Genomic DNA, 16356 nt, shown 5'->3' on the forward strand with positions numbered 1-16356 from the left:
CCCGCCCGTCCTTTTTGGACGGGCGGGACGCCCATCCCACTTTCAAGAGTGGAAGTTATTTAATTCTCATTCCTTAGATGAGAGTGAAACACCGTGTCAATCGATTTTAGATTTTAGATTTTAGATTAAAGAATTGAAGCATTGAGCCCACGGATAAATTCGGGGGCTTGTTCATCGGATACAAGTTTTTTATTTCTGGACGGATGAATCCGGGGGCTTGTATCCTGGATGCTTTCGGTCAAGAAAGATGTGTTATTCGATGAAAATCCCAGCAACTTTGTCTCCATTCATAGTCATGTGTGCCACAAATTCATCTCCACCATCTTCAAAACTCAGCTTCCACAAATAAATCGGACTATTACCTTGTTTTATCTCACCAAAATAAGTAATTGAATATCCTTTTTGCAGGCGTGAAGCGAGCTGCTCGCTAACAGCGTCAAACATTTGTGGTGTAATGCTCGCTTTGTAGCCTGCATCGCCCACTGTGGTAAAAAGCTCGTAATTTTTCGATGCAGTGGCATCCAAAATAACGTGCAAACAATTGATGACGTTTTCAGAGGGGGCTGTCGGATTCATGAAGATGTCCTTCTTTTAGGATTTTATTAAAATGTTCTAGCTCAGACTGCTGTCTAACGCTTAATTGTACCGCAGTTGCGATCGAATTAGGTAAATTGATGTCGATATCACGGAATGAATAACCGACCAACTCCCATATAATTGTCAACGTCTAGAACAATCTCAACAAGACGCTCAACACATCGCTCTCGGTAGTCAAATTCGTCAAGGCGATCGATATCTGTAATTGTCAATACAGGAAACGAATCTGCTGTATTTTCCTCACGCATCACCTGTTCAAGTGAATCCTCACCCTTCATGTTTCGGTTGGCTGTGAGTATCATCATTTGATTTTCTTGAGCATAACGCCAAACCAAACGATCGCTAGCGTCCATCGATAGTCCAGCTTCCCTAAAAGTGACAAATCGAATCGACACGAATTCAAGCCAGCCGAGTTTTGTCAAAATTCCGAGCAAAAGAAGAGCATAGCCGTCAAGATTGTAGTCAACTAGGAAAGTCATTGTTTCTGTGCGACACGTCTCGCTTTTTGCTCCTCAAGTTTTGCCCAGAGAGCTTCTTGTTCGGGCTTGTGTGGCATCATTGCAATGTGATCGAACCGTTCGCGGTTGCGATTTTCCCAATAGGAGCGAATTTCTGCTCTTGTTTGTAATACCTGTTGATACTCTGTTTCGATTTGAGCGCGGTTTGCTTCAATGTAAGACATAGCAGCGTTAATTTGATCGTCCGTGAGGTTAAATTTATGACGAATCAATTTTGGTGAATACTCAGCTTTCAGAAAATCCATAACATCATATAGAGTCAGTCGAGTGCCTGAAATCGTCAGTCCTCGCTCTGTACGGATAATAGTCGCTTGTGTTTCGGATACCGGAGTCATACCTATAACCTTCTAGGTTCGTCTCTATTATACCGCAGTTGCGGTCGAATCAACTTTTTAAGTGTCATCGACCGCCAACATTTTTCCAACATCAAACCCGACTGTTTATTGCCTCAGCAACAATAGTGCGGTGTCGGACTGTATTGCAAGTGATTGTCGGCTGGGCAAAACCGGAATCTACCAAAGCTTGCTCAATATCCAACCCAAAATACTGATCCAAATAAGGCTCCGTACTTTTGAGCAAAGTCAAAATATAAGGAGGCATTTTGGCATAAACTTCCGACTGAGGATTCATATCCATAATTGTCAAATGTCCGCCAACACGCAGCAAACGCCTCGCTTCCCGGAATATTTCTCTAGTAGCTTTCTGCGGCAATTCGTGACAAACTAAACAAATAGAAACTAAATCAAAAGCAGCCGCAGGCAAACCAGTAGATTCAGCAGCAGCGTGAACCCAAGTCGGAGATTTTTGATTTAAAGATTGGGATTCTCGCTGTTGAGAACGGTATTTAGCAACTGCTAAAAAATAAGGCGACAACTCCACCCCAGTCATCTTCGCTTCCGGGTAAACCTCCCCAAGAGCAAAGGTACTCATTCCCACACTGCATCCCAAATCCACAATATCTTGCGGTGAAGAAGCAATCTGAGATTTGATGACTTCGTGATAGCTGGCGCGGAGTTTTGCATCGCCTTCTGCACCCGCTTCCGGCCAAATTGTGGCGTGAACTGTACGGGCGGCAACTTCTACTTCTGTAGCAGCTTCCCAGCTCATGTTACCTTGTTCATAAGCGTGGAATGAAGTTAGATAATATTTCGGGTAAACAAGATCGGGATTTTGGACGCTGAGCAATTCTGCATCCCAATTCCTGGACAAAAGTGCTTGCGATTCTTGTCGCCAATGCACTCCGATTTTTTCTCCTCTTTTTATCATCATTTCCCGCGCTTGGTGCTTGGCTAGATTAGCTAAAGGCTTGATGGAGAGTACGCCATTTACTAAACGCGAGGCTAATCCCGGATTTTTGTTAACTGCAACCGTCATGTTTTATGTTTTTCTATTTTGCGCCATCTATTTTAACACAGTGCGATGATTTTGATTTATCTATATAATGAAACTTAACTTTGTGCTGGCGAGTGAAATGCAAATGTTTTGTGGAAAAGACTTTTTTTAATGAACCGCAGAGGGCGCAGAGAACGCAGAGTTAGAGAAGAGAGAAAAGCTCAGAGGATTGCAAAACAGGCTCTAGTCGTGTAATATTTAATTGTGCTTACTTATTTAAGTTCTGGGGAATTTATCTGGAATCTGGAATCGGATTTGCCGCAGTTGGAGTATTTGGAAGAACACTTTAAATCTGGCTATTCAGGAGTTTGTGATGAGCAAGTCTATTGTGGAATTGGTTGACAATTTGCCGTCGGGTGGCGTCACTGTGATGATGCTCAAATCCCTCGATTTTGTGGTTCCGGGGGCGTGGAACAATCTCACGGGTTTTGATAATACTATTCAAGCGCTGACAGGGGAAACAAAGCGCAAATTAGTTGAGAAAATTCGCGATCGCGCGATCGAGCTTTACGCTAACCCCAATGAGCCATATCAAGGCGTAGTCAGGCTTTACCAGTTAGCAGACAGCGCCGATAGTGCGTTAGGTGCAACGGCTATGGCGAATAAAATCGGCGAAAACATTGGCTTTCTTTCCTTTCTCAACCGCCTCACTCCCAAAGCTGACACAACTCAAACGATCGATTTGTGCGTCAAAGTGGCGATCGAGCTAATTGCCTACTGCAAACTTAACAATATTTCCCTTGACAATGTGGGAAGCTTTGGTAATTATTTATCTCATTACAAAGGCGAATCTCTGATGCGGATGGCTGCATTAGTGTGTGCTGACGGTTTAATTCCCCTCGGCCCGGACTTCATTAGAGTAGCACAAAATACGATAGGCGGATTGAATCCTTCCACCTTGCAGCAAAACTCAACATTCCAAAATATCAGTAACCTAATTCCCGGCGCCAATAATTCACAAAAGTTCGGATTTGTGACAACTACTTTCGCCTCAGCGCAAGGTTGGATGAACAATTTAGTACAGTCTCGCGGCTTAACTCCCGCCATAGTTTTAGGCCATCTCAAGCAATACATTGATGTTACTGATGACAAATTGGATTATGTGGCGGCGTTTTTAGACATGAGTACCAATTATTACGAACATACCGGAATTCAGACGGTTGCTCGCCGATTGATCGATCGAGCTTATGCTGAAATAGCCTCTGGCAGATCCTAGAAAAGTCCTTCCTAGGTGAGGGAACAGATCGAGGCAGAGCCTCTGGATATGCGTTCCCCGGCAGAGCCTGGGAACTAGGGAATAAACCTCGCAATGTGAGTTAAAATAAGCAAATTATGTTTAGCAAACCTCTTTTAATCGCATTGTGAAAAACAAATCGCTTCCTTCATCCGTAACAGTCAAGCTAGGCAAATTTGTCTGGACATCAATGTGGCAATTAATGATGTCAAAACTAGCGCCGCCCGATCGCACGGGAGCATACATTCGCCCCAGCAGCAGTTTCCGCAACTTTGTCAGCACTGCACCAGACAACCCTCACGGGCCCGCTGCGGGACGGTATCGCCTCTTCGTGGGTACGGGATGCCCTTGGGCCCACCGCACTCTGGTGACGAGGGCGCTCAAAGGGCTTGAAGATGCGATATCCGTGTCTATTGTCTATCCCTCTGAAGGGGGAATGTGGGTGATGGAGTCGGAGACTTTTGGCTGCAACACGATGCCGGAACTTTACCAGTTGGCTTTACCGGGCTATCAGGGGCGGTGTACGGTGCCGGTGCTGTGGGATGACTCGAAAAAGGCGATCGTCAATAACGAGAGTTCGGAAATTATTGTGATGCTAAACTCGGAGTTTAACGAGTTTGCTGGCAATCCTCAAATGGATCTTTATCCTCTGGATTTGCGATCGCAAATTGACGAGTGGAATGAGAAGATTTACCAATCGGTGAATAACGGCGTTTATCGCTGCGGTTTCGCGCAATCTCAAGCTGCTTATGACTCGGCTTGTAGTGAATTGTTTGCTGTTTTAGACGAGATCGATCGATCGCTCTTGAGGAGTCGTTACCTGTGTGGCGATCGGGTGACTTTAGCAGACGTGCGGCTTTTTACTACTCTATTCCGTTTTGATGCAGTTTACTACAGCTTGTTCAAATGCAATGTGCGTCGCATTCAAGATTACGAGCATTTGGGAGCTTATCTGCGCGATTTGTACCAGTTACCGGGAGTTGCCGGCACTTGCGATTTGGAGGCTGTGAAGCGCGATTATTACGGCAATTTGTTCCCGCTGAATCCCGGCTGCATTATCCCGGCTGGGCCCGATCCGGCGAGTTTGCTCAAAGCTCACGATCGCGCAGGGCTCAGAAACCGGGTTTCTTAACTCGTACCTCGTTCCCAGGCTCTGCCTGGTAACGCATATCTAGAGGCTCCGCCTCGCCCCAACCCACCAACAAACCATCCATTCCCTCGTTCCCAGGCTCTGCCTGGTAACGCATATCCAGAGGCTCCGACTCGCCCTAACCCACCAACAAACCCTCGATCGCCCCAATGGGAAGAAGTAGATACAAAGTAATATATTCCGACAACCAACCGCACTTTGTCACCTCTACAATTATCAACTGGATTCCTGTCTTCTGTCAAGCAGAAATAGCACAAATAGTCTTAGATTCCTTAAGCTTTATGCAACGGGAGAAGCGTTTAGCTTTACACGGTTACGTGCTGATGGAAAATCACTTGCACTTAATCGTAACTTCTTCTGAATTGTCAACGCAAATGAGAAATTTTAAATCATTTACAGCTCGCTCCATAATTGACTTGCTTGAAAAACATCAAGTTACCAACATCCTCGATCAACTCGCATTCTATAAAAAGCTACACAAAAAAGACCAAAAATATCAGCTATGGCAAGAAGGGTTCCACCCGCAAGCTATTTTGGATGAGGCAATGCTGTTGCAAAAATTGGAGTATATCCACAATAATCCTGTTAGGCGCGGCTATGTTGACGATCCAGCTTGTTGGAGATATTCTAGTTATCGAAATTATATGGGTCAGGATGGATTGTTGCCAGTTGATTTGATTGATTTTTGAGTCGGATGATTTGTTTGAAGGAGCGAGGCAGAGCCTCTGGATCTGCGTTATCAGGCAGAGCCTGGTAACGAGGGGCCAGGCAGAGCCTGGTAACGAGGGGAAAAAGAAGGGAAAAGAGCGAAGAATGGAAAAGAGCGAGGCAGAGCCTCTGGAAATGCGTTCCCAGGCAGAGCCTGGGAACGAGGAAGATCAATTCGGCGCAGAGCTGGGGAATGAGGAAGTAGTCTCGCTAAATGTCCTGACTGTTATTTCCCTGCCTAAATCCTGAGCTAGTAAATCGATACCGTTAATAACTTTATTTGGCTCTGCAATACTCAAAACCTCATAGCATTTTTCCCGATAATCGGGACGATCTTGGAAATACTGAATCACTCGATCGAGCGGTTCCATAACTTGATAAGCTGCTTCAGCTTTGTCGATCGCCCTTTGGGGAATCGGAGTCGCTAACCTTTGAATAGCCAAGTCGATTAAATCTCTAGAATTTACCCGATCGACAGCCGGGCGATCGGCATTTGCCAACAACTTTTCTGCTATACTATCAATTTGATTCAAACCAGGAACAGGCGACCAATTTGGATAATTTGGTTCGCCCAACTCAAGTCGCCCTTCACAAACCATCTCGAATTTAATAGTAGTGCCGTCAACAATAACAGGAAATCTTATCCCATACTGGTTGGCTTGAATATCGTTCGGGAGAACAATGCGTGAAGCGAAGCTATCCCCAAGGGAATCGCGACTACCAAAAATCATATCATAGCCTCCTTCGGCAACTTTTCGGCGCAGGAGACGGTAGCCATCATCCATCGGGCACATAAAGTCAATATCCTGGCTCAACCGATATTCTCCGTGTTCCATACTTACCAACGTTCCGCCCCCAAAATACGCCCGACATTCCTGTAGAAATTCGACATTCAAGTGGCTGAGTACAGTTAATATCTTTTGATGAATTTCGCGTTTAAACATTGCTTGAGAACTTACCCCATTTTCTGGAGTTTTTGGCGGAAAACTGCTTCCCATTTCTGCTATTAACCAAGACTGATAGTGTTGGCTGATTTGTTGAATAAAAGCTAGTTCCTCAAAGCTAGGTGTTCCCAAAACTCCCCAATAATGCCAGCCAGATTCGTAGCGGCATAGCATTTCCTTGAAACTCAATTTTTTTACATCAGCAATTTGCCAGCAGATAGCTTGAAGGAATGGGAGTTCGGCGGGAATTGTCAACCCGGTTGCTATTTCTTGATGGTTCATATGCTTTCGGGGAAAGCGAGGCAGAGCCTCTGGATATGCGTTACCAGGCAGAGCCTGGTAACGAGGAATTTTGTTGGAGTCCCTCTCAGCTCGGACTTTGTTTGTGAAGCATCCGAATTCTATTCGGCGGGTTCTATTCCGTAGGTTCCTAACTTCCCGATAAAATCTCTTCGAGTGCTAATTTCAGCGTCGGATATTGATATTGAAAACCACTAGCTAAAGTTTGTTTCGGCAACACTTTCTGCCCTTCCAAAACAAGTTTTGCCCCGTCTCCCAACAACATTTCTAAAGCAAAACCTGGCACCGGCAACCAAGAAGGCCGCTTTAAAACTTCCCCTAAAGTTTGGCACAATTCATTCATCCGCACCGGATTCGGTGCTGTTGCATTCAAAACGCCTTCAACTTGCGAATTTTGCAAAGCGTACAAAATTAAATCAACCACATCCTCGCGATGAACCCAAGAAAACCACTGTTTTCCTGTCCCAATTGGGCCGCCTGCAAATAGTTTAAAAGGTGGCAGCATTTTTGCCAAGGCGCCTCCCATTCCCAAAACTATCCCCAGTCGCAAAATTGCTAGCCGCGTTCCCGCATTTTTTGCAGGTTGGGCTGCTGCTTCCCAGTCTTTGCAAACTGTTGCTAAAAAATCGTTTCCCGCGAGGCTCGTTTCGTCAAATTCAGCGGTTTCGCTGGTTCCGTAATAGCCGATCGCCGATGCACTCACAAACACAGATGGTTTAGGATTAGCATTGACGATCGCCTCGACCAATTTTGCCGTCGTCAGTGTGCGACTGTCCAGAATTGCCTGCTGGCGCGCCTCCGTCCACCTTTCCTCCGCAATCGGAACCCCTGCTAAATTGACAACACCCTCGCAGCCCGCGATCGACTTTTGCCAATCACCAGACTCCGCAGGAGTGTAGGCGACAACTTCTAAATTCGGATAAGCTGAAGCCGGAAAAACTCGGCTAGCCTTCGCCCCATCCCTGCTCAAAACCACCACTTGATGTCCCGCAGCTTGCAGCTTCTCCACCAGCCGGCTACCTACAAATCCCGTTGCTCCCGCGATCGCTACTTTCATCTTTTACCCGCAATGCACATTTTTAGTAGTTTAGACGATCGTCCAAACTTGTGTTAAATCATACAAAAATAAACAGCAGCCTCGATCCCCTCCCGACAAGCCAAGTGTATTTTCATTAAACTGATAAAGGACACGAGGAACACAAACCATGCCTGCAAAAAAATCAAAGCTTCTAATTGCTGCCTCCATCGCCGCAGCAGGTAGCGCTGCGGTCTACTTTTACTTCCAGGGTTTGAGCCAACAAGTATCCAACCCTCAAGACAGCGCCAAAGTTGTGCCCGACGAAGCAATGATGGCCGCCTTTATCTCCCCCAATCCCCAAGCGTTGTCACAATTGCAGCGATTTGGCACGCCAGGGGCTCAAAAGTTGATCGGTCAGGGTTTGAAGGCCTTTCAAGAACAAAGCTTGGCAGGCACTCAAATCGACTTTGACAGGGACTTAAAGCCTTGGTTAGGGGGGGTGATGGTCGCTTTGCTGCCCCCTGATGCTGTGACGAATACAGAGCCTCCAAAACTGCTGGTAGTAGTCAGCGTGAAAAATAAAATTAGCGCTTGGAATTTTGCTAATAAATTAAAATCTCAGCCCGGTGCAACAACTCAAGAAACCGAGTATAAAGGAGTTAAAATTTATGAGATTGCAGAGCCAACTGGCAAGCGCTACAGTGTGGCTTTGCTGAACGACCAATTAGTGATGGCTCCTTTGAAAAAGCCTGTGGAATTGGCGATCGATACTTTTAAAGGAGAACCCTCCCTCGCTACGCAGCAGAGTACAACTAAGTTTTTTGCAGAGAGTGCTGGTGTCAAGAATCCGATCGCAACTGTTTATATTGCTGATTATCCTGCGGCCATTGAGCAATTGAAAGCTAATTTGCCCGCTGATATCCAGTTGCCTTGGACAGTGTTTTCGCAGTTCAAACAGGTTAAGTCTTTGGTTGCGGGAATTGGAGCGGATAGTGCGGGATTGAGGGTAAAAACTATTGCTCAGTTAGACCCTAAATTCGTGCAGCAAACTCCACAATTCGCATCGAAATTATTGCCCAGATTTCCGGGCGAAACCATTGCTTTAGTCGGCGGCAAGGGAATCGATCAAATTTGGTCGCAAGCAACCGCTGAGGCACAAGATAGCCCGGAAGTTGGCAGGGGAGTTCAGCAGGTGAGGAATAGTTTTAAGCGGTTGGATTTGGATGCGGATCGAGAGGTTTTTGGTTGGATGAATGGGGAATTTGCGATCGGGGCGATCGGTTCCAATCAAGGGATTTTGTCTCAGTTGGGCATGGGGGCGGCGATGATTTTTGAAACCAGCGATCGCCCTGCTGCAGAAGCAACTCTGAAAAAACTCGATGCGATCGCCAAAAGCAATCCTACAGTCAGTGTCGGCCCCAGACAAGTTCAAGGCAAAGAAGTTACGGAGTGGCAAATACCCCAGCAAGGCACTTTATTCGGGCACGGTTGGCTGAATGAAAATTCTGTATTTGTAGCTTTCGGCGGCCCTTTAGTTGATGTGATTACTTCGACGCCACCGCAACCGTTAAGCAGCAGTCCGAGTTTTCAGGCGATCGCCACTTCTTTACCGCGCGCCAACCAAGGTTACTTTTACATAGATATGGAAAAAACCATGTCTTGGGCTAACCAATATTTGCTCGCAGTACAGCCAAATTTAGTTTCCCCGCCCGTCGCCGAATTGCTGAATTCTCTCCGAGGAGTTAGCGTAGCCACAGCTTCTACGCAACCGACAACTGCTGAGTTGGAGATGCTTTTTGCCTTGAAATCTAACAACAATTAGGCAATTTGTAATCGGTAATTTGTAATCGGTAATTCTTCCTTCTATCCTTCTAAGGATCGCGAATTACATAACTAACATTTTTAATTGTTATTGTGGGATGGGCGTCCCGCCCGACATATTTGGCCGGGCGGGACGCCCATCCCACAAACTTTTGGAAGTTATTTAATTCTCATTCCTAAGCTGTTGCGGTCTTTAAGTTCTGTGTAAAAAAAATCAAAGTCTTGTGGGGAGTAGGGGCCCTAGCGTCCCGCCCGCCCAAAAATACAATCTAGATTCGTAACAGCCTATCCCTTAAATCCCGATTCATATCATGTCCGGTGAATCGATCGTGATTGTTGTAGGGGCGGGTTTACCGTGATATTCAACACAAATCCCAAATCCAATAAACCCGCCCCGACCGGATATTATGGTTGATCGACCGGACATGAGATCACTGCGCGTTGCAGGACTTTTTTCTTACTAAAAAAGATGCTGCCCTCCATGGAGGGCAGCTACTCAAATAAAGCATCTTAAAGTCTCTCACAACTTCAGAATTAACCTTCAGACATTCCTGATTTATTGGGCAATTGCAAATCATCCGGGTCTACGTAGTGACAAACTGCTTTGTCCATGCAAATCAAGGCCCAACCGGATTTATCGATGCTCATCAACTTGTAAGAAGCTGGCTGAATAAAGAAACCTTTGTGGTTGCGGGTTGCGGGTTTGATGTTAACGTGGCTGTCAGTGCTCATGTTTTTACAACTCCTAGTATTATCGTAGTAAAATCTGAAAACCGCTGAGCGGGTTTGTCAATCGTCTAAGTCTTCAAATACTAGCACTGACTTTCTGAGTTTTCCATAAAGTTATTTATTGATTTATTACGATGTCGTAATAAACCGCAAAGCCACTTTCGTCGATCCCCGCACCCAAATAGACTTGTTTGCGCGGTTACGGCTCCAGAAGCCACTGTTTAACGCGGGCGAGACTCTTCCAGTCGGGTTTTCTACTTAATCCTTCTTCAAAATTTTTTTTAACTTCGTCGAGTAACTCTTCGGAAGCCATCAGAAGTTGCTGAGCCACTTCTACGTGGGGACGCACTCCTTTCTCTTTGAGATCGAGGATCGCTACTGCTAGGTTGATGCGAGCTTGGGGGTCATGAGGGTTCAATTTAACGGCTGTTTTCGCTGCTTTTTGAGCCGAAGATGGTTTATTTTCCAACAGGTAGAGCCACGCGAGGCTAGCCCAAGCATTGCCATTTTTGGGAGCTTTTTCGCACACTTCTTTAAACACGGGGATCAGATTAGCCGGGGCTTCGCCAGCTTGGTAGCGATCGAAACCGTCTTTAAACAATTCTTCAGGGGTCATTCGATTTTAGATTTTGGATTTGAGATTTTAGATTGGAAAGAGCATTGGGTGCGGGACGCAGCAAGGCAGTCCGAGGCATTCTCAGCAATGAGTAATTACCAATCCCCAATGCCCTATTTTCCAATTTATGTAGAAAATGAACTGCCACAACCGCAAGTTTGAGTTGCGTTGGGGTTAGTAAACTGAAAACCGCCCCCGATCATAGCATCGCTGAAGTCGAGAACCAAACCGTAGAGATAAAGAATGCTCTTGCGATCGCAAACTACCTGAAAACCATCGTAGTCGAACACTTCATCGTCGGATTTCACAGTGCTGGGGTCTGCGAAATCCATGACGTAAGACATACCAGAGCAGCCGCCCTGGCGCACCCCTACCCGCAAGCAGAGGTCTTTACCTTGTTTCTCTCTCAGAGCTAAAACTTGACGGACAGCAGAGTCTGTCATTTGAATGCCGCGCTTTTCAGAAATGGCTTGAGTCATAATTTGCCGAACTCCTGAGATTGTCTAATGCTAAGAGTGTAATCTTATCCCTCCATTGTACAGGCATTCGCCAGAAGGCATAAGGTTAGATGCTGAAGGCCGAATTTTTAGCTTCTAATTTTTAATTCCCGTGAGGCCTCGTTCCCCAGCTCGATGTCCTCTCCCCCTATAGGGTTTATGATTGATAAGCAGCGGTTGACCGGCTACCGGCACCGCAACAATGCTTCACCCAACGGGCTTACTCTATGGCAGCGCTGAATCGCACTACTCTTCGTCGGCTACAAAACTTACCTCAAATTCCCAGCGTGTGGGAGGGCGATCGCCGACCCTTATCTAATGCTGACTCACACATGATGCTAGATGACGATGACGTTCTAGAAGCTGGTGGCGAGTGCATTCTCTGGGTCGATGGCTCCGAAGGAGTCGTGAGGGCTATGGACATGGTAGGCCCAGATGCCGGCCCAGAGGCGCTCGTCCGGGCCCTGCTACGGGCAATGGAACATCCCCAAAGTCCGGCTCCCGCAGTCCGCCCCCAAAAAATAGTAGTCAAAAACCGAGAAATTCAATTTTATCTGCGGGGCGTACTTCAAGATTTAGGCATTTCCATTGACTACGTGCCGGAATTGCCCCTAATTGACGAAATATTTCGCGGCATGGAAGAGGTCGCCATCAACAGACCTCCTGAGTTGCCACCTCAGTATGCTGAAGTTTTAATGGAAAAAGCTGCTCAAATTTGGCAAGACGCTCCGTGGCGGACTTTGAGGGAACACCAAATTATATCTATTGAAATCAATCAGTGGGATGTCGCCAGCCTCTACGTGTCCGTATTGGGGCAAGGCAGAATGGATTACGGAGTTTTACTGTACCGTTCTCTAGAATCCTTGAAGCGGTTTCGAGAACGAGTCGTCAACGATGAATCTTTTGAAGATTTAGAACAGGCTTTTTTAGGGCAAGACTGTTTGTTTGTTACCTTTGAAAGTGCAGCAGATATTGATGAGGACGACGAGGACGAAATTGATTTAGCCGATTTGCCTCCCTCGGAAATTGAACCAAATTTCGGCAACCTACATCCTTTAGAAGGATTGCGATCGATCCTTTACGAAGAAGAAGCCCTCACGATGTTAGTTGCTCTCGAAGCATTTCATCGCTTTTTCCGCAACGGCCGCCGGAAATTGGGCTCAGACACTTTTCCCACTCTTAGCAGCCGCTACCGCATCCCTGTTCCGCAGCCTGACGGAGAAATTCAACAGGTATCCGTTAAAGTTTCCACGATGCCCGATGTATCAGACGAATTATTACAGATGCTCGGTGATGACGATGATGACGATGATGACGATGATGAATTTGACAAGCCACTGCTGCGGGACGATTTAGTACCGCAAAATTCATTTTTGAGTCTCGGTGCCGTACCTTGGGAAACGGTAGATTTCCTGCGCCAAAGTGTCCAGTTTCACCAAGGTGCAGAAGTTGATATTAATACCGCCGGAGATGGTTTGCCGGTGGTGATGATCCAAACTTCTCATCCGAAGGCAAAAACTATGATTCAGGATTTGAAAGAAGCTGGAGGTGTGAAGGGGATTGGTTTTAATCCGGGCGAAAATCCTTTTCAGGATGAGCAATTCGACTTGGGTATTTTGCAAACTAAAAATGGGGAGCTGTATTTGTTTGGGGAGTTTAATGAAGACGATCCGGTGCATCAGGAAGCTCGCAAGAAATGGGACCGTCGCTGTAAATTAACCAATGGTTGGTGCGGTTTGATTATTGCTAAAGGGTTGATGGGTGCTTCTCGCGGTCAGCCTCAGTTTAAGGATATGATCGCTTTGCTTGAGGTTCGCTGGGTGTCTGCTAAAGAGTTGGGAATTGGGCCACTTCAGTTAATGCCGATGTTTTGAAAGAATAAAGAAGCAGGAAGAAGGAAGAAGGAAGAAGGAAGAAAGAATATGTAAAAGTAATTTGTAAGGTGCGCCCCAGCGCACCCTAGGTTTTAAATTATAAAGGAAAATGATTATGTCAAATTCTACTCAAAAGCGAGAAGTGTTAGTCGCCCTTGATGCTGAATTCGCGGAGAAAATAGACCAGCTTACTGATGATTGGACGGAGGCTATCGAACAAGCTCTCCGTCTCTGGTACGCTAAGCAAATAGAAGATAAGTTGCGGAAGTTTTATCCAAACCGCAGCCAAGAAGATATTGAGTTTGAGGAAGAATGGGCAACATTTGCTCAGGAACAAATGGAAGAAATTTTAATAGAGGAAGGTCTTTGATACAATGACAGAAGCTTATCCGCGACAAGGCGAAGTTTATCTTGTTAGAGCTTTGCGAACGATCGGAGATACCAAAAAGCGTCCTGTTGCTGTCGTTTCCATAGATAGCCGGAATGAATTGAGCCGTACTGTACTGATTGTCCCTTTTACTAGCGATTTGAGAGGAGGCGAAACTCCGACTCGGGTTTTGATTCCGGCTGGTGAAGGAGGGTTAGAATCTGACTCGCTGGCTGTCTGCGAGCAAATTATAACTGTCCAAAAGACTTATCTGGAACAAGGCGCTTACGGTCAACTTAGTGCCGATGTCCTAGCCAGAATTCAGAGGGCTGTACAAGTGTCGATCGGCATTTACGAACTTTAATAATATTTCTAATATTCTAAATTTTGTTACAATTTGTAAAAATACTGTAAAGGATAGGTAAAATGCGGGTTGCGATCGCAGGTGCGGGACTGGCTGGAATGACCACAGCAGTCGATTTAGTGGAAGCCGGCCACGAAGTAGAAATTTTTGAATCCCGCCCCTTTGTCGGCGGCAAAGTTGGCAGTTGGGTAGATCCCGACGGCAATCACGTTGAAATGGGTTTGCACGTCTTCTTCGGCTGCTATTATAACTTATTTGCCCTGATGAAAAAAGTGGGAGCTTTTGACGATTTGCTCCTCAAAGAACACGTCCACACTTTTATCAATCGAGGCGGCGAAACTGGTTCTTTGGATTTTCGCTTTCCCGTGGGTGCTCCTTTGCACGGATTGAAGGCATTTTTTACTACATCCCAGCTATCCGTACAAGACAAAATTCAAAATGCGATCGCCCTAGGAACTAGCCCGATCGTCCGAGGTCTGATAGACTTTGAAGGAGCGATGAAAACTATCCGCGATTTGGATAAAATTAGCTTTGCTGACTGGTTCCGCAGTCAAGGTGGCAACCAAAACTCGCTCAAAAGAATGTGGAATCCGATCGCCTACGCACTGGGTTTTATCGACACTGAAAATATTTCAGCCCGGTGTATGTTGACAATATTTCAATTCTTTGCATCGAAAACCGAAGCCTCTGTCATGCGGATGCTAGCTGGTTCTCCCAACGAATATTTGCACAAACCAATTGTGGAATATTTGGAAAAGAAAGGAGCAAAAATTTACACGCGGCGCAGAGTCCGAGAAATTCAGTTTGAAGAAGGTGCAGAAACCCGCGTCACAGGCTTGGCAGTAGCTAACGGCGAAACTGAAGAAACTATTACCGCTGATGCTTATCTTTTTGCATTAGACGTACCAGGAATTCAGAAAATATTGCCCCCAGCTTGGCGCAAATGGTCAGAATTTGACAACATTTATAAATTAGATGCTGTGCCGGTTGCTACAGTGCAATTGCGGTTCGACGGTTGGGTAACGGAATTGGAAGACGAAGCCAAGCGCAAACAGTTGAGCCACGCTGTCGGCATCGATAATTTGCTATATTCAGCAGATGCAGATTTTTCCTGTTTTGCTGATTTGGCGCTAACAAGTCCCAAGGATTATTATAAGGAAGGACAAGGTTCTCTGTTGCAGTTGGTGTTGACTCCGGGAGATCCGTTTATTAAACAAAGCAATGAGGCGATCGCCCAACACGTACTTAAGCAAGTTCAGGATTTATTTCCCTCAGCGCGGGAATTAAACATGACTTGGTACAGTGTAGTGAAGCTCGCTCAATCTTTGTATCGGGAAGCACCGGGAATGGATGTTTTCCGCCCTGCTCAAAAAACTCCGATCGCCAATTTCTTTCTAGCAGGAAGTTACACTCAGCAAGACTACATTGATAGCATGGAAGGAGCGACACTTTCAGGCCATCAAGCGGCTAAGGCAATTCTCGAAGCTTACAGTCATTAGTCATTAGTCCTCTCTCGTTTTCTCTCGTTCCCAGGCAGAGCCTGGGAAGGCCGATCAGGAGGCTCTGCCTCCAGTATTCTAGAGGAAAAGCGAGGCGGAGCCTCTGGATCTGCGTTACCAGGCAGAGCCTGGTAACAAGAAACAAACAATTCTTCAATCTAAAATCTAAAATCTAAAATCTAAAATCCCATGACTGATTGGTTAGAACACAGTGTTCAAGTAGAAGTGGCAATTCCCATCGAATTAGCGTGGCAACTCTGGTCAGATTTAGAGCAAATGCCGCGCTGGATGAAGTGGATAGAATCTGTTCATGTTCTCGAAGAAGATCCAGAATTGTCTCGCTGGAAACTCGCAACTGGCGGGTTAGAATTTAGCTGGCTTTCTCGGATTCTCAAATTAGTGCCGAATCAGATAATTCAGTGGGAATCGGTAGATGGCTTACCAAATCGAGGTGCCGTAAGATTTTACGATCGCAAAGACAGCAGTATCGTCAAGCTGACAGTGGCTTACGGAATTCCCGGCTGGCTGGGAAAATTGATGGATAACCTATTTCTGGGCCGCGTGGTTGAATCGACAATTCAGGCTGACTTGGAAAGGTTTAAAGAGTATGCTCTGAAAGTAAAAGCCACATCTTAAATTCTGAGGACTAAAGTCCTTTGGTTTTTAATTGTAACGCGAGAGTCGATCGCGCTTGGGCGTCAGTATCATAGAGATGTGCTGCTGATTCC

Annotated in this window: 18 protein-coding genes; 9 read left to right on the forward strand and 9 right to left on the reverse strand. The window is 46.0% G+C overall.

Going from position 1 to position 16356, the window contains the following annotated elements:
• Positions 1 to 252 precede the first annotated feature (252 nt).
• The 4 genes from QT987_RS04510 to QT987_RS04525 form a co-directional block, all read right to left on the reverse strand.
• Positions 253 to 576, reverse strand: coding sequence for a hypothetical protein (locus QT987_RS04510; RefSeq protein WP_333138580.1), 324 nt, complete (start codon positions 574 to 576; stop codon positions 253 to 255).
• Between the two features lie 107 nt (positions 577 to 683).
• Positions 684 to 1076, reverse strand: a complete 393-nt coding sequence (locus QT987_RS04515) for a DUF5615 family PIN-like protein (protein ID WP_333237655.1) — start codon at positions 1074 to 1076, stop codon at positions 684 to 686.
• Positions 1073 to 1450, reverse strand: coding sequence for a DUF433 domain-containing protein (locus QT987_RS04520; RefSeq protein ID WP_333237657.1), 378 nt, complete (start codon positions 1448 to 1450; stop codon positions 1073 to 1075). The genes QT987_RS04515 and QT987_RS04520 overlap by 4 nt, the downstream gene beginning before the upstream one ends.
• A 91-nt stretch (positions 1451 to 1541) precedes the next feature.
• On the reverse strand, positions 1542 to 2489 hold the full coding sequence (locus QT987_RS04525) for a class I SAM-dependent methyltransferase (protein ID WP_333237659.1): 948 nt from the start codon (positions 2487 to 2489) through the stop codon (positions 1542 to 1544).
• A gap of 331 nt (positions 2490 to 2820) precedes the next feature.
• Between QT987_RS04525 and QT987_RS04530 the strand changes: the two genes are divergently transcribed.
• The 3 genes from QT987_RS04530 (at position 2821) to QT987_RS04540 (ending at position 5580) form a co-directional block, all read left to right on the forward strand.
• The gene (locus QT987_RS04530; RefSeq protein ID WP_333237661.1) at positions 2821 to 3723 is read left to right on the forward strand and encodes a hypothetical protein; all 903 of its coding nucleotides are present in this window, start codon (positions 2821 to 2823) and stop codon (positions 3721 to 3723) included.
• 208 nt (positions 3724 to 3931) lie between these two features.
• On the forward strand, positions 3932 to 4873 hold the full coding sequence (locus QT987_RS04535; RefSeq protein WP_333237928.1) for a glutathione S-transferase C-terminal domain-containing protein: 942 nt from the start codon (positions 3932 to 3934) through the stop codon (positions 4871 to 4873).
• 167 nt (positions 4874 to 5040) lie between these two features.
• Positions 5041 to 5580, forward strand: coding sequence for an REP-associated tyrosine transposase (locus tag QT987_RS04540; RefSeq protein ID WP_333237663.1), 540 nt, complete (start codon positions 5041 to 5043; stop codon positions 5578 to 5580).
• A 189-nt stretch (positions 5581 to 5769) separates the two neighbouring features.
• Here QT987_RS04540 and QT987_RS04545 read toward each other — a convergent pair whose 3' ends face one another.
• Positions 5770 to 6825, reverse strand: a complete 1056-nt coding sequence (locus QT987_RS04545) for a nucleotidyl transferase AbiEii/AbiGii toxin family protein (protein ID WP_333237665.1) — start codon at positions 6823 to 6825, stop codon at positions 5770 to 5772.
• Between the two features lie 148 nt (positions 6826 to 6973).
• The gene (thyD, locus tag QT987_RS04550) at positions 6974 to 7900 is read right to left on the reverse strand and encodes a thylakoid membrane protein ThyD (RefSeq protein ID WP_333237667.1); all 927 of its coding nucleotides are present in this window, start codon (positions 7898 to 7900) and stop codon (positions 6974 to 6976) included.
• A 148-nt stretch (positions 7901 to 8048) separates the two neighbouring features.
• Here thyD and QT987_RS04555 point away from each other — a divergent pair, with 148 nt between their 5' ends.
• Positions 8049 to 9683 carry a DUF3352 domain-containing protein gene (locus tag QT987_RS04555; protein WP_333237670.1) on the forward strand — a complete coding sequence of 545 codons (1635 nt, stop codon included), beginning with the start codon at positions 8049 to 8051 and terminating at the stop codon, positions 9681 to 9683.
• Between the two features lie 533 nt (positions 9684 to 10216).
• Here QT987_RS04555 and QT987_RS04560 read toward each other — a convergent pair.
• The 3 genes from QT987_RS04560 to QT987_RS04570 all read right to left on the reverse strand — a co-directional run bounded on the left by QT987_RS04560 (position 10217) and on the right by QT987_RS04570 (position 11506).
• A complete protein-coding gene (locus QT987_RS04560) occupies positions 10217 to 10414 on the reverse strand; it encodes a hypothetical protein (protein ID WP_006632682.1) in 198 nt (65 codons plus the stop codon).
• Between the two features lie 196 nt (positions 10415 to 10610).
• Positions 10611 to 11027, reverse strand: a complete 417-nt coding sequence (locus QT987_RS04565) for a tetratricopeptide repeat protein (RefSeq protein WP_333055586.1) — start codon at positions 11025 to 11027, stop codon at positions 10611 to 10613.
• 125 nt (positions 11028 to 11152) lie between these two features.
• Positions 11153 to 11506, reverse strand: a complete 354-nt coding sequence (locus QT987_RS04570) for a HesB/IscA family protein (protein ID WP_006632680.1) — start codon at positions 11504 to 11506, stop codon at positions 11153 to 11155.
• A gap of 245 nt (positions 11507 to 11751) precedes the next feature.
• Between QT987_RS04570 and QT987_RS04575 the strand changes: the two genes are divergently transcribed.
• From QT987_RS04575 to QT987_RS04595, 5 genes are all read left to right on the forward strand, one after another.
• On the forward strand, positions 11752 to 13398 hold the full coding sequence (locus QT987_RS04575; RefSeq protein ID WP_333055585.1) for a DUF6930 domain-containing protein: 1647 nt from the start codon (positions 11752 to 11754) through the stop codon (positions 13396 to 13398).
• Positions 13399 to 13513: 115 nt separating this feature from the next.
• The gene (locus QT987_RS04580; RefSeq protein WP_333237672.1) at positions 13514 to 13768 is read left to right on the forward strand and encodes a hypothetical protein; all 255 of its coding nucleotides are present in this window, start codon (positions 13514 to 13516) and stop codon (positions 13766 to 13768) included.
• Positions 13769 to 13772: 4 nt separating this feature from the next.
• Positions 13773 to 14129: a type II toxin-antitoxin system PemK/MazF family toxin gene (locus QT987_RS04585; protein ID WP_333237674.1), complete on the forward strand. Its 357-nt coding sequence runs from the start codon at positions 13773 to 13775 to the stop codon at positions 14127 to 14129.
• A gap of 62 nt (positions 14130 to 14191) precedes the next feature.
• Positions 14192 to 15628, forward strand: coding sequence for a 9,9'-di-cis-zeta-carotene desaturase (gene zds / locus QT987_RS04590; protein ID WP_333237676.1), 1437 nt, complete (start codon positions 14192 to 14194; stop codon positions 15626 to 15628).
• 189 nt (positions 15629 to 15817) lie between these two features.
• On the forward strand, positions 15818 to 16264 hold the full coding sequence (locus QT987_RS04595; protein WP_015175311.1) for an SRPBCC family protein: 447 nt from the start codon (positions 15818 to 15820) through the stop codon (positions 16262 to 16264).
• Positions 16265 to 16356: the final 92 nt, after the last annotated feature.

This window comes from Microcoleus sp. SVA1B4 (assembly GCF_036700545.1).
Taxonomy (GTDB): domain Bacteria; phylum Cyanobacteriota; class Cyanobacteriia; order Cyanobacteriales; family Microcoleaceae; genus Microcoleus.